This window comes from Variovorax sp. 01T432 (assembly GCF_056398605.1).
This window is the reverse complement of sequence record NZ_JBFTPS010000016.1, coordinates 73047-92149: the sequence shown is the minus strand read 5'-3', so window position 1 is coordinate 92149 and position 19103 is coordinate 73047. Positions and strand designations below refer to the sequence as shown.

Sequence of the window (19103 nt, the reverse complement as noted above, 5' to 3'; positions counted from 1 at the left end):
AGCGCGGATGATCTACGGCAAGGACTTCTTCGACCTGCAGCTGGAGTTCGCGCGCGGCGTGAGCGCGCTGTCGGGGATGCGGCTGTCCGGCGCCCTCCTCGTCTACACCAACCTCTATGTGCGCTTCGGGCTCGGGCGGGATTTCGACGCGGAGCATCCCGCATGGCGCGCCTACCTGGCGGGCGTGGAACGCGCGGGGGATGCCCGCGACTGGACCTATGCCTTCTATCTCACGCGCACGCCCGATGACGGCATGCCGCCGGTGATGGCGACGGTGGGCTGCTTCTCGTATGCCCGCTGGGGGGACAGCCACGTCCGCCTGCATTTTCAGGACGCGGAGGCCGATGGCGATTCGCCGCTCGCCGCGGACCGCCGCGCCCGGAGGCGGGCCGAGCTGCGCACGCTCTTCGCGGAGATCCGGCGCAGCGAGCCCGCGGAGGTGCGCGTGGCGGGCACCTCCTGGCTCTACAACATCGAGGCGTATCGCGGGCTCTTTCCCCAGGGCTACCTGCGCACGGCGAGGCCGGCGGGGCCGCGCTTTCGCAACATGTCGCTGTGGGGGCAGTTCCTGGACCGCAAGGGCGAGCTCCGGCCCGGGCCCACCGCGGTGCTGCGGCAGCGGCTGGCCGCGGCGTCGGGGCTGGAGGGTGTGGGGCGGTGCTTTCCGCTGCAGGTGCTGGCGCTCGATGCACCGCTGTCGGCGTTCGAGGGCTTCTATGCGGCATAGCGCGTGAGGGAAACCCGGCATTCGCCTGCCGGGCGCAGGCCGGACAATCGCACGCTTTCAATGCTCCGAGCAACGTTCCATGCAAACTGGCAAGGCCACTCAGATTCAGCTCGCCATCACCTCGGACCTGCAGAAGTGGCGGGCCTTCCTGGCCATTGCCGAACTCGGCAGCCTGACGCGCGCGGCGCTGTTTCTCGACAGCAACCAATCGCTGTTGAGCCGCCACCTGAATGCGCTCGAGCGGGAGTGCAAGGCGCGCCTCTTCAACCGCACGGGCCGGGGCGTGGCGCTGTCGGATGTCGGCCAGCGGATCTTCCCGCTGGTAAAGGCGCTCCTGTCGAACGCGGAACAACTGGAGCTCGAGATCCACGGCGAGGCGCGCGAGCCTTCCGGCCGGGTCACCATCGGTTCGCTGCCATCCATCACGAATTCGATCGTGGGGCGCCTGTTCACCCAGTTGCGCGAGCACCATCCCGGCATCCAGCTCAGAATCCTCGAAGGCTCGAGCGGGCAGGTCGAGGAATGGCTGGCCGACGCGCGAATCGACATCGCCATCCTCTACAGATACGGCCATGCGCTGCCCGAGCAGGAGCAGGCGCTCGCCACCGTCGACAGTTACCTGGTCGGCCCCCCGGGCGATCGGTTGACCGCCCCGCCCGAAGTCGCCTTCGCCGCCCTGCACGAGTTGCCCTTCATCCTGCCGAGCGCCCCGAACGGGCTGCGCACGGCGCTGGATGCCTTGGCTCGCCAGGAACACATCACGCTGGCGCCGGTCATCGAGGCCGATTCGCTCCCCTTGATGCGCTCGACCGTCGCCGAAGCGAGGCTCTACACCGTCCTGCCCATTCACGCGGTCTGGGCCGAGCTGCAGGAAGGCCGCTTGCAGGTGGCCAGGATCGCTTCGCCGACGCTGCAGCGGACCGTGTCCATGGCGATCGCGCGCACCAAAGGCCCGGCGCGGGCCGTCTCCGCCGTGGCGGCCGAGATCGTGGGCATCGTGGAAGATGGCGCGCGCAGCGGAATGTGGCACTTCGGCGGCCCCGCGTAGCGCCCGTCTTGCACGAGGACGCATAGCAGCGTTGCGTCGCGCGCGCGGGCCAGCGTGGCCCGCGTCCTCTAAGCTCGCCGGAAGAGATCGATCCCCAGGAGACACACGGATGCCACGAATTTCCCTGCCCGCGCCCGAAGCCATGAATCCCGAGCAACGCGCGGTCTACGACAAGATCGTTTCCGGTCCGCGCGGCCGAATCCAGGGCCCTTTGCGGGCCGCGCTTCACAACCCCGATCTCGCCGACAAATGGCAGGCGCTCGGCGCCTTGTTGCGCTACGGCACGACGCTGCCGGCGCGCCTGTCGGAGATTGCCATCCTGGTCACGGGCCGCGCCTGCGACTCGCCCTTCGAGTGGTATGCGCATCGCGCCGAAGCGGAGAAGGCCGGCATCGAGCAGCCGATCATCGATGCGCTTCTCGCCCAGACCGAGCCGCCGGGCCTGTCGGCGGACGACGCGGCGGTGTACCGCTATACGGTCGAGCTCAACCGGCACAACTCGGTTTCGGACGCGACCTACGCCGCGGCTCTCGCACGCTTCGGCGAACGCGCCGTGGTGGAGCTGACGGCGCTCATCGGCTACTACACGATGGTGGCGATGACGCTCAACTGCCACGAGATTCCGCTGCCGGAAGGCGTCGCGCCGGCCTTCCCGCTCCCGCAGAAGGCAGCGCTGAGATGAGCGGCACCGCCCTCGCGGCCGCCGGCTGGGATTGCCACGCCCACCTGTTCGGCCCCTACGATCGATTTCCGCTGGCGGCCGAGCGCAGCTATACGCCACCGGAAGCCATCGAGTCGCACTACCTGGCGCTTCTCGACAGACTGGGCCTTGCCAACGGCGTGCTGGTTCAGCCGAGCGCCTACGGCAAGGACCATGCATTGCTGCTGGATGCATTGGCGGCACAGCCGAAGCTGCGCGGGGTGGTGGTTGTCCAGCCCGGCGATGCACTGGCGCCTGGAAGCCTGCGAGCGCGCGGCGTCCGCGGCGCGCGCTTCAGTCATCGCAGCGGCGCGGGCGCCAATTTCGCGGGCAGCGCGTCGCTCGACGACCTGGGCGCGCTGGCGCCTCGGCTGGCTGACGCCGGCCTGCACGCGGAACTGTGGACGGACTGCAAGGCATTGCCGGCCATCGCCTCGCGCTTGACGAAGCTGCCGGTGCCGGTCGTGATCGACCACATGGGCGGCTTCGACGTTCATGCGGGTGTCGACGATCCGGGTTTTCGCGCCCTGCTGGACCTCCTGGCGACGGGCAAGGTCTGGATCAAGCTTTGCGCGTACCGCAATCTTGCGGGCGTCGCCGACTGGCGAGCCGGGCTGCCGTTCCAGCAGAAGATGATCGAAGCCAACCCCGAGCGCCTGGTGTGGGGCAGTGACTGGCCGCACCTTCGCGTGACGCCCGCGCCCGATGCGGCGCAACTGCTCGCGATGTTCAAGGATTGGGCAGGCAGCGCGGCCATCGCGGACCAGGTGTTGCGGCTCAACCCGGAGCAGCTCTACCGATGAATGCGCCGGCCCTGATCGCGATTTCGCCTACGCTTCCTACGACCAGGTCACGCGCATCGGCAAGCTGCTCACCCGCTGATCCGGCTGATCGTTCAAGAAATCCGGCGCGACCGCCGAGTGACCAGGCATCGCCGGTCACTCGATCGGCGATCAGCGATCAGCCATCGATGGGCGCTGTGGATTGGAAGGAAGGACGGCGCTCCAAGGTCGCGAACCAGTCCGCGAGCCGCGGCGCCAGGGCCCGCCAGCCGAGCGTGTCGAAGCGATAGTCGATGTAGCCGAGCGCGCAACCGAGCGTCACGTGGCCGATGGAGAACGCGGCGCCGGCCAGGGACTCGGCCTCCGTGTCGAGCAGTCGCAGCCAGGCCCGGGTCTTGAGGTCGAATGCTTCCGTCAGCGCCTGCAGCGGGTGCTCGCGTTCGCGCTCGTTGCGCCACAGGATCAACGCGTCGAGCAGGCCGTCGCCCAGGGCGTGCCAGCGCAGGGCGCGCCAGCGCGCTTCCCCCCGCGCCGGAAAGAGCGTGCCGCCCGCCAGGTCGTCGAGATACTCGCAGATCACGATCGAATCGAGGAGCGTCGAGCCGTCCTCGCGCACGAGTGTCGGGATCTTCGACAGCGGGTTGTCCGCCATGATGGCCGGGTTGGGCTTGAGCATGGCGGCGACGGAACGCACGAGTTCGAGCCTGGGCAGCAGAGCGAGCTCGTGCGCGCAGATCATGACCTTGCGCACATAGGGCGACTTGGGCGACCAGTGCAGCTTCATCGTCGCGGCCATCAGATCGCTCCCGCCTGGCGCAGCGCTTCGATGCCGGCGCGGCTGTAGCCCAGCTCGCCCAGGATGTCGTCGCAGTGCTGCCCGAGCAGGGGCGGCGCGGATTGCGCATGCAGGGGTGACTCGGCAAAGCGCATCGGGCTGGCGACCAGCGGCACGTCGACGCCGCTCGGATGCGGCACATGGCGAAGCATCTCGCGCGCCTTGACCTGCGGCTCCGCGAAGACGTCGGCGACGGAGTTGATGGGGCCGCAGGGCACGCCCGCCCGGTCGAGCGCCTCGATGAGCTTGTCGCGCTCCCACCGGGCGAACGTGTCGCGCAGCATGCCCGAGAGTTCGCCGATGTTGCGCACGCGCTGGGCGTTGGTGGCGAAGCGCGGGTCCGTGATCCATTCGGGCCGGCCGAACACTTCGCACAGCCGGGCGAACTGGCCGTCGTTCCCGACCACCAGGATCACGTCACCGTCGGCGCAGGCATACACGTCCTGCGGCTGGATGTTGGGATGCGCGTTGCCGTTGCGGCGCGGCACCTGTCCCGACACCAGGTAGTTCATGGCCTGGTTCGACAGCGTCGCGACCTGCACGTCGAGCATGGCGATGTCGATGGTGTCGCCCACGCCGCTTTCGTTGCGGCGGGCCAGCGCGGCCAGCACCGAGACGGCGGTGTACATGCCGGTCATCAGGTCCACGATCGGTATGCCGACCTTCTGCGGGCCGCCTCCGGGGCGGCCATCCTTCTCGCCGGTGACGCTCATCAGGCCGCCCATGGCCTGGATCAGAAAGTCGTAGGCCGGCTGGTCGCGCCGCGGACCGGTCTGGCCGAAGCCGGTGACGGAGCAGTAGATGAGCCGCGGATTGATCTTGCGCAGCGAGGCTTCGTCCAGGCCATAGCGCTTGAGCGTGCCGGCCTTGTAGTTCTCGAGCACGATGTCGGCGCGGGCGGCGAGCTCCTTGACGATCTTCTGCCCCTCGGGTTTCTCGAGGCTCACCGTGATCGAACGCTTGCCGCGATTGACGGCCAGGTAGTAGCCTGCCTCCTTCGTGTCCTGGCCCTGGGCGTCCTTCAGGAACGGCGGGCCCCAGGTGCGCGTGTCATCGCCCGCGCCCGGCCGCTCGACCTTGATCACCTCGGCGCCGAGGTCGGCAAGAATCTGGCTGGCCCAGGGGGCCGCGAGGATGCGGCTCAGATCGAGCACCTTCACGTGCGACAGTGGGCCCTTGGCGGTTGTCATTCGAAGTCTCCTTGTGTTGCAGCCGATTCTGGGAGCGCGAATGGCTTCGAGCTAGACGGCCGGCCGCAAGACTGTGATGCGCCGCGCAACATAGCAGCGAGCCCGGCCGCACGCGGGCCCGCATAGCAGCTATGCGCCGGACCACGGTGGCAGCCACCGAGGCGCCACCTAGAGTCCAGGCATCACAAACCTGGAGACATGGACATGAATCGACTTCTCAAATCCGCTGCCGCGCTGACCCTCGCCGTGACCGCCCTGACCGGGTGGGCGCAAGCCTACCCGACCAAGGCCATTCGCATGGTCGTGCCCTTTCCGGCCGGCGGTCCCGTCGACCAGACCGCCCGCGCGCTGGGCGCGAGGCTGGGCACATCGCTCGGCCAGCCCATCATCATCGACAACAGGGGGGGCGCCGGCGGCGTGCTGGGCGCCGACGTGGTCGCGAAATCGCCGGCGGACGGCTACACGCTCCTGTTCTCCTCGGCAGGCGCGCTGGCCATCGTGCCGCACATCGTTCCGTCGATGCCCTACAACCCGCAGAAGGACCTGGTGGCCGTGACCCAGGCGCTCAAGGTGCCCGCGGTGCTGGTGGTGTCCGCCGACTCGAAGTACAAGACCTTCGCCGATCTGAAGGCAGCCGCCACCGGCGATGCCAGCAAGATCAACTATGCGTCGGCCGGCAACGGCACCACGCCGCACCTCCAGGCGGAGCTGCTCAAGCGCGAAGCCAGGCTGAACATCAATCACATTCCGTACCGCGGCGCGGCGCCGGCGCTGACCGACCTGATGGGCGGACAGGTGGACATGATGATGGCCGATATCCCCGTGGTGCTGCCATTGATCCAGTCGGGCAAGCTGCGCGCGCTGGCGGTGACCAATGCCCGGCGAATTCCCATCCTCAAGGACGTGCCCACGATGGCGGAACTCGGGATTCCGAAGGCCGAGGCGTACAACTGGTACGGCATGCTGGCCCCGGCACGCACGCCGCCCGAGGTCATCCAGAAGCTGTATGCCGCCGTCGGTGCCGCGCTGCGCTCGCCCGACCTGAAGCAGCAGTTCGATCAACAGGGCGTCGAGGTGGTGGCCAGCAAGCCCGAAGAGTTCGGGTCCTTCATCTTCGCGGAGTCGGAACGCTGGGGAACGCTGGCCAAGGCGGTGGGCGCCAAGCTGGACTGATGGCGCGGACACGCCGGCCCGGCCCGGCGTGTCTCGCTCAGTGGCCCGTGAAGACCGGCGCGCGCTTTTCGGCGAAGGCGCGCTGCGCTTCCTTCGCATCGTCCGTCTTGCCGATCAGGGCGGTCATGTCCTGTTCGTAGCGATAGCCGTCGCGCAAGCTCATGTCCTCGATCACATTCAGCGTGTGCTTGCCCATCCGGGTCGACACCGGGCTCTTCGAAGCGATGATGGCGGCGAGTTCCAGCGCCTTGGGCATCAGGTCCTCGGGCGTGGTGCACTCTTCGACGACGCCGAGCCGGTACAGCTCGGCGCCCGGCACGCGCATGCCGGTCAGCATCATGCGGCGCAGGCGGGAATGGCCGAAGAGGCGCATCGCGTGGCGGCAGCCGCCCAGCAGGCCCACGTCGACTTCAGGCAGGCCGAGGGACGCCTTCTCCGATGCGATCAGGATGTCGCTCGAGGCGGCCATGGCCACGCCGGAGCCGAGCGCGGCGCCGTTGATCGCGCAGATCACCGGCTTCGCGCATTCGCGGATCGCATGAAAGCATTCGCGCGTCCGGCGTGAATGCGCGAGGAGGTCTCCGGGTCCCTTGATGACCGAGGCACGGCCCTTGAGGTCGGCGCCCGCGCAGAACACCTTGCCGGCGCCGGTCAGGATGACGACCCGCACCTCATCCATCTCGGAGATCCGGTCGAGCGCCAGGGTGAGTTCGTCATTGAGGACGCGCGTGAGCGCGTTCACGGGCGGGCTGTTGAGCGTGAGGGTGGCTACGAAGTTGTTCAACTCGTAGTTGAGCTGGGTCAGGTCGTTCATGGTCTCCATTTCCGCCGCAAGGCGTGGGTGTGTCATTGGGACTTGCCAGTCTACGGACGAGGCACACCGCACGCAGCCCAACAGGAACAGAGCTGCTATATCGATTTCGGCACAACCGAGGCGGATCGCGCCGCCCTCAGCTCGCCAGCGCCCGCATCTCCGCGATCAGGTCCGCCTTGCCCTCGAAGCCGATGCCCGGCAGCGGCGGCAGCGTGACGTAGCCGTTGTCGACCTTCACGCCTTCGGGGAAGCCGCCGTAGGGCTGGAACAGGTCGGGGTAGCTCTCGTTGCCGCCCAGGCCCAGGCCGGCGGCGATGGCCAGCGACATCTGGTGGCCGCCGTGCGGGATGCAGCGCGAGGGCGACCAGCCGTTCTCCTTCAGCATCTCCAGCGTGCGCAGGTACTCGACCAGGCCGTAGCTCAGCGCGCAGTCGAACTGCAGCCAGTCGCGGTCGGGCCGCATGCCGCCATGGCGGATCAGGTTGCGCGCGTCCTGCATGGAGAACAGGTTCTCGCCCGTGGCCATCGGGCCCGCATAGACCTCGCCCAGCCTGGCCTGCAGCTGGTAGTCGAGCGGGTCGCCGGCCTCCTCGTACCAGAACAGGGGGTACTGCGAGAGCGCGCGGCCGTAGTCGATGGCGGTCTGCAGGTCGAAGCGCCCGTTGGCGTCCACCGCCAGTTGCTGGCCGGGGGCGAGCAGCTTGAGCACCGCCTCGATGCGCTCGCAGTCCTGCGCCAAGGGGGCGCCGCCGATCTTCATCTTGACGACGGAGTAGCCGCGCTCGAGGTAGCTCGTCATCTCGCGCCGCAGGCCTTCGATGCCCTTGCCGGGGTGGTAGTAGCCGCCGGCCGCGTAGACGAAGACGCGCGGGTTGGCCTTGCCGTTGCCGTAGCGCTCGGCCAGCAGCTCGTGCAGCGGGCGCTGCGCGATCTTGGCGACGGCGTCCCACACGGCCATGTCGATGGTGCCGACCGCGACGGAGCGCTCGCCGTGGCCGCCGGGCTTCTCGTTGATCATCATGCGGGCCCAGATCTTGTGCGGGTCGAGGTTCTCGCCGGTGTCGTCCACCAGGGACGCGGGCTCGGCTTCGAGCAGGCGCGGCATGAAGCGCTCGCGGATCAGGCCGCCCTGGCCGTAGCGGCCGTTGGAGTTGAAGCCGTAGCCGATCACGGGCCGGCCGTCGCGGACGACGTCGGTGACGACGGCCACGAGGCTCAGGGTCATCTTCGAGAAATCGATGTAGGCGTTGCGGATGTCCGACTTGATGGGACGGGTGGATTCGACGATGTTGACGATCTTCATGGTCTTGAGGGGTGTGGAGGGTTGGAGGAAGGCGGGGCGCTCAGCGCGGCAGCGAGGCGCCGCCGCAGATGGCGATGTCCTGGCCCGTGATGGCGGCGGCCGGCGCGGACAGCAGGAAGGCGACGAGTTCGGCGATCTCCCCGGGCTGGATCAGCCGGCCGATGGGCGGCAGGCGCGGCGCGCTGCCCGCGCGTGCCGGGTCCTGCAGCATCGAGGTCTCGGTGGCGGCGGGCGAGACGACGTTGACCGTCACCTGCCGCGGCGCGACTTCGGCCGCCCAGCTGCGCGCCAGCGCCACCAGCGCGGCCTTGGTGGCGGCATATTGGCCGCGCCCGGGCATGCCCTGCGCCACGCGGCTGCCGATGAACACCACGCGGCCCCGGCCGCGCGCGGCCATGGCGGGAACGATGGCATCGGCCAGGCGGGTGGCGGCATCCACGTGCAGGCGCCACATGAGTTCGCCGCCCGCCAGGTCGAGCCGGCCGAGCGGGCCGACGCGCAGCACGCCGGCCGCATGCACCAGGGCGTCGGCGTCCTGCATCTCCGCCGCGGCGCGGGCGATGGCGGCGCCGTCGCCGAGGTCGACCGTGACAGGCCGGAAGGCCGCATGCGAGAGGCTGGGCGCCGCGAGGTCCAGGCCGCTCACCTGCCAGCCCCGCGCCAGCAGGTGCTCGGCGATGGCGCGCCCGATGCCGCTGCTGCTGCCGGTCACCACGGCGCGCGGGGCGGTCTCATTCGACACGGATGTTCCCGTCGGTGATGATCTTCTGCGCGCGTTCCATATCCGTGCGCTCGAACTTGGCGAAGTCCTCGACGCTGCCCGGCGTCAGCAGCAGGCCCTGCTGGGACAGCGTCTCGCGCATGTCGGTGCCCAGGGCCTTGTTGACTTCGGCGTTGAGCCGTTGCGTGACCGCCGCGGGCAGCTTCGCGGGGCCCCACAGGCCGTACCAGCTGTAGAACTCGTAGCCGGGGATGGTCTCGGCCACGGTGGGCACGTCCGGCAGGCTGGAGGCACGGGCGGCGGAGGTGACGGCGATGACGCGCAGCAGGCCGCCCTTGTGGTACTGCAGCGAGCCGAGGATGGGGTCGATGAAGCCGTCGATCTGGCCGCCGATCAGGTCCTGGAAGGCGGGCGCGGTGCCCTTGTAGGGAACGATCAGGTAGTCGAGCCCGCCGGCCGCGCGCTTGAGCAGTTCGGTCGACAGGTGGCCGGCCGAGCCGATGGAGCCGACGGCGAAGGTCATCTTGCCCGGGTGGGCCTTGGCGTAGGCGATGAGGGACTTGACGTCGGTGATCGGCAGGTTCTTGTTGATCGCCACCGACAGCGGCGCCTTGGCGACCAGGGCCACCGGCGTGAAGTCCTTGAGCACGCCGTAGGGCACGGACTTCATGGTCATGGGCGCGGTCACGAAGGTGGACGCGTTGAACATGAGGGTGTAGCCGTCGGGCGCGGCCTTGGAGACGACGTCGGCGCCGATGATGCCGTTGCCGCCGGGCCGGTTCTCGACGATGAAGGTCTGGCCGGTCTGCTCGCCGAGCTTCTGCGCCAGCAGGCGGCCGACGGTGTCGAGCGTGCCGCCGGGCGGGAACGGGATCACGATGCGCACCGGCCGGCTCGGCCAGGTCTCGGCGAAGCCGGTGGAGGCGGCGGCGAGCGCGAGGGCCGCGATGGCGGCGCGCAGGAAGTTTTTGCGTTGCATTTGTCTTGTCTCCTTCGGGTTCGGGTCGGTCGCGCGGCGCCGCCGCGCGGGGAAGCTCAGCGGCCCTGCAGGCCGGCCTGGCGCACGGCGGCGCGCAGGGCTTCCATCTCCTGCGGGTTGGGCGCCTCGGTGGGCGGGCGCACGGTGGCGTTGTCGAGCACGCCCGCCAGGTACATGCCGCCCTTCATGCGCGCATGGGCCTCGCCGGTGGGCTCGCCGCCGCCGTAGACGGCATCCTTGAGCGGGGTGATGAGCGCCTGCACGGCCATGGCCTTCTTCAGGTCGCCCGCCTTGACGGCGTTCCAGAGGTCGATGATGAGCTGCGGGATGAAGGTGGCGAAGCCGACCAGCGCGCCGTCGACGCCCTGGACCATGGAGGCCAGCAGGTATTCGTCGTGGCAGGTGAGGATGGCCTTGGAGGCATCGGCCTCGCGGATGGCCTGGATGTCGCGGGCGTACTTGTTCATGTCGCGCTGTCCGACCTTGAAGGCCTGGACGTAGGGCAGGCGCGCGAGGTCGGCCAGCAGTTGCGAGGAGTAGGAGGCGCGCGTCCATGCCGGGTAGACGTGGCAGACCAGGTCGAGCTCGGGCGCGGCGCGGTGGATGGCCTCGAAGTACTGCAGCGCGTGGCCGGCGGTGAAGCCGAAGCGCAGCCAGTGGTGCGGGGGCATGACGTCGAGCGCGACGGCGCCGGCGGCCTGGGCGGCGCGGGCGTGCTCGGCGGCTTCGGCCAGGCCTTCGCAGACGATGGAGGAGATCACCGGCATGCGGCCGCGGAGCTCGTCGGCGACGATGCGGGTGACCTCGGCGCGTTCGGCCGGCGTCAGGGAGAACACCTCGCCGGTGTGGCCGTTGGTCATGATGGCGACGACGCCGTCGTGGCCGGCCAGCCAGGAGGCCAGCTTGCGCAGCGCGGGCTCGTCGATGCGGTGGTCGGGGGTGAAGGGGCAGGAAATGGCGGGGATGATCCCGCGATAATTCGAGATGGAAGGCATGAGAGGGTCTCCGTGGTGTTCGAGGTGCAGCGAGGCCCGCATCTTTTTCCGCGGGGGCACGCGGCGTCCAATACTCGAATCGCATACAACTATCCGGCAGCGCAACGCATGGGCCCCGACAACCGACCCCTCGACCTGGAATGGCTGGAAGACTTCCTGGCCCTGGCCGAAAGCGGCAATTTCTCGCGCGCCGCGCAGGCGCGCGCGATCGCGCAGCCCGCGTTCAGCCGGCACATCCGCGCGCTGGAAGAGTGGGTCGGCGTCGACCTGTTCGACCGCAGCGCGCATCCGGCGTCGCTGACGGCGGCGGGCAAGCGGCTGCGGCCGCTGCTGCAGGAGACGCTGTCGGGCCTGGAGGCGGCGCGGATCAAGGCGCGCGCCGCCCACGACCTGGCGGCCGCGAGCCTGAGCTTCGCGGCCACGCATGTGCTGTCGCTGACCTTCTTCCCGCGCTGGCTGGGCGGCATCGAGGCCCAGTTGCGCCTGGGCCCGATCCAGACCATGTCGGACAACTCCCAGGCCTGCGAGGACCTGATGCTGCAGCGCCGGGTGCAGTTCGTGCTGTGCCATGGGCATGCGGGGGTGCCGGGCCGCCTGGACGACGGGCACTATCCGGTGCTGCGGCTGAGCGAGGATGTGCTGATGCCCGTGGCGGCGCCCGGGCCGGAAGGCGCGCCGCTGCATGCCATCGGGCGCGAGGGCGCGCCGAGCGTGCTGGCCTACAGCGAGGCTTCGGGCCTGGGGCGCATCATGCGTGCCTGCCTGGGCGAGGCCCACGGCGCCGCGGCCGGGAAGGACCCGATGCCGCCGATGTCGGTGGTGTTCACCGCGCACCACGCGGTGCTGCTGCGGACCATGGCGATCGAGGGCCGCGGGCTGGCCTGGCTGCCGCTGAGCCTGGTGGCCGAGGACCTGCGCACCGGTGCGCTGGTGGACGCGGCCGGGGGCCACTGGCGCATTCCGGTGGAGATCCGGCTGTACCGGCAACCCGCCGAGATGGCCTCGGCGGCCGAGGCGCTGTGGCGCCTGGTCGGCGGCGGCGATGCCGCCGCCGCGCCCGTGGCCCTCGACTAGGCGCGCGTCACGGCGTTCAGCGAGGCGCGGATGGCCTCGGCCTCGCGCGCCGCGCGCTCGCCCTCGGGGTCCGCTTCGGCGAAGAGGCCGCTGGCCGGCACCGGCTTGCCGAACAGCCAGCCCTGCGCCAGGGCCGAGGGGTCGAGCTTGAGGAAGTACGCGGCCTGGCTCTCGTCCTCGATGCCTTCGATGACGAGGATCAGGCCCAGGGCCTCCGCCATGGCGACGATCTGCGGCGCGATGCTGGCGCCCTGCCCGGTCTCGCGCAGCGCGAGGGTGAACGAGCGGTCGATCTTGATGGCGTCGACGTGCAGATGGGCGAGGTAGGACAGGCTGGAGTAGTCGGTGCCGAAGTCGTCGATGTACACCTTGTGCCCGATGTCGCGCAGGCGCTGGATGCCCCGGCCGATGGCCGAGCGCTCGGCGGTCGAGCGTTCGGTGAGTTCGAAGCCGATGCTGTCGACCGACACGTTGGCGGCCTGGAGCTGGTCCTTCAGGAAGCTGGCGAAGCCGGGGTTCAGGAGGTCGTGGGCCGAGACATTGATCGTCACGCGGAATCCCGGGCGCCGGCGCAGTTCCTCGCCGAGTTCGGCCAGGACGCGCTTCACCACGAACTGGGTGAGTTCCAGGATGAAGCCCTCTTCCTCGGCGACGACGATGAAGACGTTCGGGCTGATCGGGTTGCCGGCCGTGTCGTTCCATCGCAGGAGCGCCTCGGCGCCGGCCGGCTGCCGGTCGGAGAGGCGCACGATGGGCTGGTAGGCGACGGTCAGGGTGCCGGCGCGCACGGCCGCGCGCAGGCTCTTGCCCAGGGGCCGCGAGCGGCCGATGACCGAGCCGGCCCCGAAGCCGCATCCGGCGCCCGCCAGCAGGCCGCAGAGGGCAAAGCCCATGAACACGGGCGACTGGTAAGGCGGCGATGGGGGCATGGCGGTCGCCAGGACGCAGGTGTTCCGGTTGGTCGTACACCGCACTTCGTAGCGACGCTGGCCCATCTCGACCCGCGCTCCCGGGACGAGCTGGGCCTTGTCCGGCGGCAGGGCGGAGCCGGTGGACACGAGCGGGGTGCTTTCGCCGCCGTGCCTGGCGATGACGGTGAATTCGAAGCGGGAATCGAGTTGCGCCAGGTAGGCCTGCACGCTGACCGCCACGGCGGCGCCGTCCCGCGCCATCAGCACCGATCCGGAACTTGGCGTGGACGCATCGATCGACACGCGCACGCCGCGGTCGGTGACGAAGGTGGCGGGGGGCAGCGGCCGGGGCTCGTCGATGCGGCCGAGGTCGGAACTGCACAGGGTGCGCCCCTGCCCCTGGCGCGCGGCGCTCTTGAGGAAATGTGACGACATGACGACACGCCGCAGGTGCGCGAGGTCGGCGTCGGAACAGCCCGGGTCGGGGGAACGGTTCAATTCCTCGAACGCCGCGCCCACTTCCGCGGCGATCTCGTCGGCGCGCGCCGTGTAGGCGTCGGCGAAGCGCCCCGCGTCGACCTCGGCCTGGCGCTCGACCACCCATTCGCAGAACAGGACTCCCAGCGCGAGGCCGCAGAGGGCACCGACGGCGACCGACGCGGCGGTGCGCAGCGACGACTTGCTAATCATGGTTTCGGGGGAGTCTGCTTTCGGCTGTCATGGAAATCATGAGAGTGGCTACAGCCCGGAGTGTGCCTCAGCGGCCGGCGGACCGTCCCGGAGCGGACAGGCCATTAAACTGCGCCGCGATGTTCAACCCGCTCGCCAGCCTCCTGCGCCTGCTGCCGCAGACCCCGACGGCCCCTTTCTGCCCCTCGGAGGTGAGCGGCACGATCGACATCCGGCCCGGGCTGCCCTTCTACCGCCGGCTGATGCTCTACGTCGGCCCGGGCCTGCTGGTGTCGGTCGGCTACATGGACCCCGGCAACTGGGCCACGGACATCGAAGGCGGCTCGAAGTTCGGCTTCGCGATGCTGTGGGTGGTGGTGCTGGCGAGCCTGACGGCGATCGTGCTGCAGCTGATGGCGATGCGGCTGGGCATCGCGACGCGGCAGGACCTGGCGCGGCATTGCCGCGAGCGCTACTCGCCGCCGGTGCGGCGCCTGCTGTGGATCCTGGCGGAGCTGGCCATCATCGCCTGCGACCTGGCCGAGGTGCTGGGCACCGCCCTCGCCTTCCATCTGCTGCTCGGCGTGTCGCTGACCCACGGCATCCTGCTGACCGCGTTCGACACGCTGATCGTGCTCGGGCTCAAGGGCAAGGGCTTCCGGCAGGTCGAGGCGATCATGCTGGGGCTGGTGGGGACCATCGCCCTGTGCTTCCTGCTCGAGATGATCCTGGTGCGGCCGCCGGTGCGCGCGCTGCTCGGCGGGCTGGTGCCGCGGCCGCGCGAGATGGTCAAGCCCGAGTTCTGGTATCTCGCGGTGGGCGTGATCGGCGCCACCGTGATGCCGCACAACCTGTACCTGCATTCGTCCATCGTGCAGACGCGCATCGTGCGCGACGACGAGGCGAGCAAGCGCGATGCGATCCGGCTGCTGCGCTGGGACACCATCGGCTCGCTGCTGGTGGCGCTGCTGATCAACGCCGCGATCATGGTGCTGGCGGCAACGGCCTTCCATGCGGCGGGGCGCACGGACGTGGCGGACATCCAGGACGCCTACCACCTGCTCGACCCGCTGGTCGGCACCAGCCTGGCGGCGCTGCTGTTCGGCATCGCGCTGCTGGCGGCCGGGCAGAGCTCGACCTTCACCGGCACGATCGCGGCGCAGGTGCTGATGGAAGGCTTCCTGCAGCTGGAGATGCCCTGCTGGAAGCGGCGCTTCATCACGCGCTTCTGCGCGCTGGTGCCGGCGCTGGTGGGGGTGGTGTGGTTCGGCGAGGGCGCGCTGGGCAAGCTGCTGGTCGCGAGCCAGGTCGTGCTGTCGCTTCAGCTGCCGTTCGCGATCTGGCCGCTGGTGTCGATCACGAGCGACCGCGCCCGCATGGGCCCCTTCACCAACACGGCGCTGGTGCGGCGCACGGCCTGGGGCATCTTCGGGATGGTGTGCGCGGCCAATCTCTACGTGCTCTGGACCTTGCTGCTTTGAGCCGGGGTGCGCGTCAGTGCCGCATCGCCGCCTCGCCGGCGTCCGACACTTCGACCCGCTTCCTGTCGGGCACCGGAGATCCCAGGCCGTGAATCACAAGTCAGCGTGGCGGGATTCCGGCGCTAGCGCACGAGGTAGTAGGCGGAGAACTCGCAGGCGCCATGCGCGCAGCGCTGGAAGCCCGTTCGAACCAGCCAGCGCTCGAAGCGGGGGCTCGCGATGTTCTCGAGGTAGAGCACGCGGGCCGTCAGGCCATCGCTTCCATCGAGAAATCGCGCGACGAGGCGCGCGAAGTAGCCCAGGCCGCGCGCGTCGCCGGCGACCGTGATGTTGGCCAGGCACAGCGCGGGCTCGCCGGGGGTGGAAGGCTTGAACCAGGAGTAGCGGGTGTAAGCCTGGAGCATCTCGCTCCTGTACCAGCACGAGACGACGTTGCGTGCGCGGGGGACGCTGGCTTCGAAGTGTGCGAGCCAGGCGAAGTAGCTGTCGAGTTCAGTCTCGAGGTGGGTTGCGGAATCCATGAGGCATCGTAGCCCGTGCCGACGCGCACTTTTGCGCGCCCGCAACACTGCGCGCGCGAAGAAATCGGTTTCCTTCCGGGGACTTTCCCGGGTGATAAATAGCCGCCGCGGTTCGGCACGTGTCGAGCGCCGCGATTCAGGCCTTCTTCGCCGCCTCGCCGTGGAGCCAGGACAGGAATGCCTCGACCGGCGCGCGTCTGGCATGACGCGCCGGGTAAACGACGAAGTGGGCCTTGGTGCGCACGGTCTTGTCCAGGCCGAGGATGGGCTTGAGCTTGCCCTCGGCCATGTGCCGGCCGGCGATGGTGTAGCTCTCCAGGGCCACGCCCAGTCCCTGCGCCGCCGCGTCGAGCGACATCATCGCGCGGTCGAAGCGCAGGGTGAAGCGCTCCGGCGCACGCTGGCGGGTGTTGGCGGCAAACCAGTCGGACCACTGCACCACGCTGACGTTGCTCTGGATGAGCGGAACCTCCAGCAGTTGCTCCGGCCGCTTCAGGCGGTGCTCGCGGATGAAGGCCGGGCTCGCCAGGGGCAGGATGCGCTCCTCGAACAGCGGCTCGATCACGAGGTCGGGCCACTGCGGCACGCCGTAGCGGATGTCGACGTCCGCCTGGCCGAGCCCGAAGTCGCTGTGGGTGTGGGCGGCCGACAGGTTGAGCGAGATGTCGGGGTAGGCCTTGGCAAACGCGGGCAGCCGCGGCAGCAGCCACAGGCTCGCGAAGCTCGGCGTGGAGTGCACGTAGAGGCTGTTGCGCATGCCCTGGCGCAGGTCGTCGCTGGCCGCGGCGATGGCCTGCAGCGCGCCGCCGATGCGCGAGAGGTATTGCTCGCCCGCGGCACTCAGGCGCACGCCGTGCGCGCTGCGCTCGAACAGGCGCACGCCCAGTTGCGATTCGAGGCGCGCCACCTGGTGGCTGATGGCGGACGCGGTGAGGTGCAGCTCGGCGGCGGCGAGCGCGAAGCTGCGGCGGCGGGCCACGGACTCGAAGGCCTGGAGGTTCACGAAGGGAGGTACGGAGGCCATGGGGTCAACCCTCAGGTCAGATGAATTCCTGTCATCTTAGGCTGATGACTCTTCGCTTGTCGTCAAGTGCTCCGGCGCGGAACATCCGCTCCCAGGAACCCAGGAGACAAGGCGATCACGCAAGTGCGCCAGCCCGCGAAGGCCACGCCGAGGGCATCGGCATCTCCGAGGGTCGACCCATTGATCCACCCTTTCAAGGAGACAACCGAGATGCTGAACCATGACCACCACGCGGCCAGGGGCCGGGCGATGCCGCAAGCCGGCATCGGGAGCCGGAAGTGAGCGCCGTGCTGCTGGAAGCCCACCCCCCACTGCAGGCCGGCGATTCGCTGGCGGCACGCGCCGAATCCTGGCTCGGCCACGCCATTGAAGTCCCCGCTGCCGCATTGGTGGTCGGCGAGGTGGTGGTGCTGCTGGCGGGCGTGATCATGCGCTTCGTCTTCAACAGCCCGATTCCGTGGGCCGACGAACTCGCGTCGATCCTGTTCCTCTGGCTCGCCAACCTGGGCGCGGCCGTGGCGCTGCGACGCGGCACGCACATGCGCACCACCGCGCTGGTGTCGCGCTGGAGCCCTCGCGCCAAGGCCTGGGCGGAGACCCTGGCGATTGCCGCGCCTTGCCTGCTGCTCGTGATCCTGATCGGGCCGATGACCGAGTACGCGAGCGACGAATGGATCGTGCAGACACCGGCCCTCTCGTGGCCGAACACGATCCGCGCCGCGGCGGTTCCGGCCGGCGCCGGATTGATGATCGCGCTCGGCCTGTTGCGCCTGGCGCGCCTGGGCGTCGCCGACCTCGTCGGCGTGTCGATCGCCATTGCCGCCCTGGCGGGCGCGCTGTATCTGGGCTCGGGCTGGCTGCAGGCGATCGGCAACTGGAACCTGGTCATCTTCTTCGCGCTCCTGCTGGGCACCGGCGTGCTGCTCGGCGTGCCCATCGCGTTCTGCTTCGGGCTGGCCACCGTGGCCTTCCTGCTGTGCGTCACGTCCACACCGCTGGCGGTGGTCAGCGGCCGCATCGACGAAGGCATGAGCTCGCTGATCCTGCTGGCGGTGCCCCTGTTCATCCTGCTGGGGCACCTGGTCGAGATGACGGGCATGGCCAAGGCGATGGTGGATTTCCTGGCTTCGCTGCTGGGCCATGTGCGCGGCGGCCTGAACTACGTGCTGCTGGGCGCGATGCTGCTGGTGTCGGGCATCTCCGGCGCCAAGACCGCCGACATGGCGGCCGTGGCGCCCGTGCTGCTGCCGGAGATGAAGAAGCGCGGCAACAACGAGGGCGAACTGATCTCGCTGCTCGCCGCATCCGGCGCGATGGCCGAGACGATCCCGCCGTCGCTGGTGCTGATCACGATCGGCTCGGTCGCGGGCATCTCGATCGGCGCGCTGTTCACCGGCGGCATCCTGCCGGGCGTGGTGCTGGCCCTGATGCTGGCGGCCCTGGCGCGCTATCGCAGCGCCGAGGTCGCGCACGGCCTGAAGCGGGCGCCGTTCAGGGTGATCGGCCGCACGCTGCTGATCGCGTTTCCCGCCTTGCTGCTGCCGGTGCTGATCCGCACGGCGGTCGTGGAAGGCATCGCGACGGCCACGGAGGTGTCGACCATCGGCATCGCCTATGCCGTCGTCGCGGGCCTGCTCATCTACCGCCGCTTCGACTGGCGCCGTCTCTATCCGATGCTGGTCGACACCGCGGCCTTGTCGGGCGCCATCCTCTTCATCATCGGCACCGCCACCGGCATGTCCTGGGCGCTGACGCAGTCGGGCTTCTCGCACAGCCTGGCCGACATGATGACCAGCGTGCCGGGCGGCAAGTACGGCTTCCTGCTGGTGTCGATCGCGGCCTTCATCGTGCTCGGCAGCGTGCTCGAAGGCATCCCCGCGATGGTCCTGTTCGCGCCGCTGCTGTTCCCGGTCGCCAAGGCAATCGGCGTGCATGAAGTGCACTACGCGATGGTGGTCATCCTGGCCATGGGCATCGGCCTGTTCGCCCCGCCTTTCGGCCTGGGCTACTACGCCGCCTGCACGATCGGCCGCGCCCACCCCGACGTCGCCGTGCGCCGCATCTGGCCGTACCTCGGCGCGCTGCTGGCCGGCCTGCTCATCGTGGCCTTCGTGCCCTGGTTCTCCATCGGGCTCCTGTGAGCCGCCTCTTTCAAC

Annotated in this window: 18 protein-coding genes; 8 read left to right on the top strand and 10 right to left on the bottom strand. The window is 69.5% G+C overall.

Annotation, left to right across the window (positions count from 1 at the left end; genetic code table 11):
- The first annotated feature begins 7 nt into the window (after positions 1-7).
- The 4 genes from AC1DNF_RS14730 to AC1DNF_RS14715 all read left to right on the top strand — a co-directional run bounded on the left by AC1DNF_RS14730 (position 8) and on the right by AC1DNF_RS14715 (position 3278).
- Positions 8-727: a hypothetical protein gene (locus tag AC1DNF_RS14730; protein WP_478149345.1), complete on the top strand. Its 720-nt coding sequence runs from the start codon at positions 8-10 to the stop codon at positions 725-727.
- A gap of 79 nt (positions 728-806) precedes the next feature.
- A complete protein-coding gene (locus AC1DNF_RS14725; RefSeq protein WP_478149344.1) occupies positions 807-1775 on the top strand; it encodes a LysR substrate-binding domain-containing protein in 969 nt (322 codons plus the stop codon).
- A 109-nt stretch (positions 1776-1884) separates the two neighbouring features.
- Complete coding sequence (locus AC1DNF_RS14720) at positions 1885-2457, top strand: carboxymuconolactone decarboxylase family protein (protein WP_478149343.1); 573 nt, start codon at positions 1885-1887, stop codon at positions 2455-2457.
- Positions 2454-3278: an amidohydrolase family protein gene (locus tag AC1DNF_RS14715; protein ID WP_478149342.1), complete on the top strand. Its 825-nt coding sequence runs from the start codon at positions 2454-2456 to the stop codon at positions 3276-3278. Before AC1DNF_RS14720 ends, AC1DNF_RS14715 begins: the two co-directional genes overlap by 4 nt.
- 157 nt (positions 3279-3435) lie before the next feature.
- Here AC1DNF_RS14715 and AC1DNF_RS14710 read toward each other — a convergent pair whose 3' ends face one another.
- Positions 3436-4053: a glutathione S-transferase family protein gene (locus tag AC1DNF_RS14710; protein WP_478149341.1), complete on the bottom strand. Its 618-nt coding sequence runs from the start codon at positions 4051-4053 to the stop codon at positions 3436-3438.
- Positions 4053-5282 (bottom strand): CaiB/BaiF CoA transferase family protein, encoded by a 1230-nt coding sequence (locus AC1DNF_RS14705; RefSeq protein WP_478149340.1) that lies wholly within the window; start codon positions 5280-5282, stop codon positions 4053-4055. The genes AC1DNF_RS14710 and AC1DNF_RS14705 overlap by 1 nt, the downstream gene beginning before the upstream one ends.
- 204 nt (positions 5283-5486) lie before the next feature.
- Here AC1DNF_RS14705 and AC1DNF_RS14700 point away from each other — a divergent pair, with 204 nt between their 5' ends.
- Positions 5487-6455 carry a Bug family tripartite tricarboxylate transporter substrate binding protein gene (locus AC1DNF_RS14700; RefSeq protein ID WP_478149339.1) on the top strand — a complete coding sequence of 323 codons (969 nt, stop codon included), beginning with the start codon at positions 5487-5489 and terminating at the stop codon, positions 6453-6455.
- A gap of 37 nt (positions 6456-6492) precedes the next feature.
- On the opposite strand, the gene AC1DNF_RS14695 is transcribed toward AC1DNF_RS14700, so the two are convergent.
- The 5 genes from AC1DNF_RS14695 to AC1DNF_RS14675 form a co-directional block, all read right to left on the bottom strand.
- Entirely contained in the window at positions 6493-7269 is a 777-nt protein-coding gene (locus AC1DNF_RS14695; protein ID WP_478149338.1) for an enoyl-CoA hydratase/isomerase family protein, read from the bottom strand.
- Positions 7270-7405: 136 nt separating this feature from the next.
- A complete protein-coding gene (locus tag AC1DNF_RS14690; protein WP_478149337.1) occupies positions 7406-8572 on the bottom strand; it encodes a mandelate racemase/muconate lactonizing enzyme family protein in 1167 nt (388 codons plus the stop codon).
- A 40-nt stretch (positions 8573-8612) separates the two neighbouring features.
- On the bottom strand, positions 8613-9314 hold the full coding sequence (locus tag AC1DNF_RS14685) for an SDR family NAD(P)-dependent oxidoreductase (protein WP_478149336.1): 702 nt from the start codon (positions 9312-9314) through the stop codon (positions 8613-8615).
- The gene (locus tag AC1DNF_RS14680; protein WP_478149335.1) at positions 9304-10272 is read right to left on the bottom strand and encodes a Bug family tripartite tricarboxylate transporter substrate binding protein; all 969 of its coding nucleotides are present in this window, start codon (positions 10270-10272) and stop codon (positions 9304-9306) included. The genes AC1DNF_RS14685 and AC1DNF_RS14680 overlap by 11 nt, the downstream gene beginning before the upstream one ends.
- Before the next feature lie 56 nt (positions 10273-10328).
- Positions 10329-11267 (bottom strand): dihydrodipicolinate synthase family protein, encoded by a 939-nt coding sequence (locus tag AC1DNF_RS14675; protein WP_478149334.1) that lies wholly within the window; start codon positions 11265-11267, stop codon positions 10329-10331.
- 108 nt (positions 11268-11375) lie between these two features.
- On the opposite strand from AC1DNF_RS14675, the gene AC1DNF_RS14670 reads away from it, so the two are divergent.
- Positions 11376-12341, top strand: coding sequence for a LysR family transcriptional regulator (locus AC1DNF_RS14670; RefSeq protein ID WP_478149333.1), 966 nt, complete (start codon positions 11376-11378; stop codon positions 12339-12341).
- Here the strand turns inward: AC1DNF_RS14670 and AC1DNF_RS14665 are convergent.
- Positions 12338-13942, bottom strand: a complete 1605-nt coding sequence (locus tag AC1DNF_RS14665; protein ID WP_478149332.1) for an EAL domain-containing protein — start codon at positions 13940-13942, stop codon at positions 12338-12340. The genes AC1DNF_RS14670 and AC1DNF_RS14665 overlap by 4 nt on opposite strands.
- 119 nt (positions 13943-14061) lie before the next feature.
- Here AC1DNF_RS14665 and AC1DNF_RS14660 point away from each other — a divergent pair, with 119 nt between their 5' ends.
- Entirely contained in the window at positions 14062-15402 is a 1341-nt protein-coding gene (locus tag AC1DNF_RS14660) for an Nramp family divalent metal transporter (protein WP_478149331.1), read from the top strand.
- A 122-nt stretch (positions 15403-15524) separates the two neighbouring features.
- On the opposite strand, the gene AC1DNF_RS14655 is transcribed toward AC1DNF_RS14660, so the two are convergent.
- The gene (locus AC1DNF_RS14655) at positions 15525-15923 is read right to left on the bottom strand and encodes a hypothetical protein (RefSeq protein ID WP_478149330.1); all 399 of its coding nucleotides are present in this window, start codon (positions 15921-15923) and stop codon (positions 15525-15527) included.
- A gap of 136 nt (positions 15924-16059) precedes the next feature.
- Positions 16060-16947 (bottom strand): LysR substrate-binding domain-containing protein, encoded by an 888-nt coding sequence (locus tag AC1DNF_RS14650; RefSeq protein ID WP_478149329.1) that lies wholly within the window; start codon positions 16945-16947, stop codon positions 16060-16062.
- Between the two features lie 287 nt (positions 16948-17234).
- On the opposite strand from AC1DNF_RS14650, the gene AC1DNF_RS14645 reads away from it, so the two are divergent.
- Complete coding sequence (locus AC1DNF_RS14645; RefSeq protein WP_478149385.1) at positions 17235-19088, top strand: TRAP transporter large permease; 1854 nt, start codon at positions 17235-17237, stop codon at positions 19086-19088.
- Positions 19089-19103: the final 15 nt, after the last annotated feature.

Bases quoted from the DNA above. Each gene is read 5' to 3' on its own strand.
- AC1DNF_RS14730 (WP_478149345.1), top strand. From the start codon at position 8: ATGATCTACGGCAAGGACTTCTTCGACCTGCAGCTGGAGTTCGCGCGC.
- AC1DNF_RS14725 (WP_478149344.1), top strand. From the start codon at position 807: ATGCAAACTGGCAAGGCCACTCAGATTCAGCTCGCCATCACCTCGGAC.
- AC1DNF_RS14720 (WP_478149343.1), top strand. From the start codon at position 1,885: ATGCCACGAATTTCCCTGCCCGCGCCCGAAGCCATGAATCCCGAGCAA.
- AC1DNF_RS14715 (WP_478149342.1), top strand. From the start codon at position 2,454: ATGAGCGGCACCGCCCTCGCGGCCGCCGGCTGGGATTGCCACGCCCAC.
- AC1DNF_RS14710 (WP_478149341.1), bottom strand. From the start codon at position 4,053: ATGGCCGCGACGATGAAGCTGCACTGGTCGCCCAAGTCGCCCTATGTG.
- AC1DNF_RS14705 (WP_478149340.1), bottom strand. From the start codon at position 5,282: ATGACAACCGCCAAGGGCCCACTGTCGCACGTGAAGGTGCTCGATCTG.
- AC1DNF_RS14700 (WP_478149339.1), top strand. From the start codon at position 5,487: ATGAATCGACTTCTCAAATCCGCTGCCGCGCTGACCCTCGCCGTGACC.
- AC1DNF_RS14695 (WP_478149338.1), bottom strand. From the start codon at position 7,269: ATGAACGACCTGACCCAGCTCAACTACGAGTTGAACAACTTCGTAGCC.
- AC1DNF_RS14690 (WP_478149337.1), bottom strand. From the start codon at position 8,572: ATGAAGATCGTCAACATCGTCGAATCCACCCGTCCCATCAAGTCGGAC.
- AC1DNF_RS14680 (WP_478149335.1), bottom strand. From the start codon at position 10,272: ATGCAACGCAAAAACTTCCTGCGCGCCGCCATCGCGGCCCTCGCGCTC.
- AC1DNF_RS14675 (WP_478149334.1), bottom strand. From the start codon at position 11,267: ATGCCTTCCATCTCGAATTATCGCGGGATCATCCCCGCCATTTCCTGC.
- AC1DNF_RS14670 (WP_478149333.1), top strand. From the start codon at position 11,376: ATGGGCCCCGACAACCGACCCCTCGACCTGGAATGGCTGGAAGACTTC.
- AC1DNF_RS14665 (WP_478149332.1), bottom strand. From the start codon at position 13,942: ATGATTAGCAAGTCGTCGCTGCGCACCGCCGCGTCGGTCGCCGTCGGT.
- AC1DNF_RS14660 (WP_478149331.1), top strand. From the start codon at position 14,062: ATGTTCAACCCGCTCGCCAGCCTCCTGCGCCTGCTGCCGCAGACCCCG.
- AC1DNF_RS14655 (WP_478149330.1), bottom strand. From the start codon at position 15,923: ATGGATTCCGCAACCCACCTCGAGACTGAACTCGACAGCTACTTCGCC.
- AC1DNF_RS14650 (WP_478149329.1), bottom strand. From the start codon at position 16,947: ATGGCCTCCGTACCTCCCTTCGTGAACCTCCAGGCCTTCGAGTCCGTG.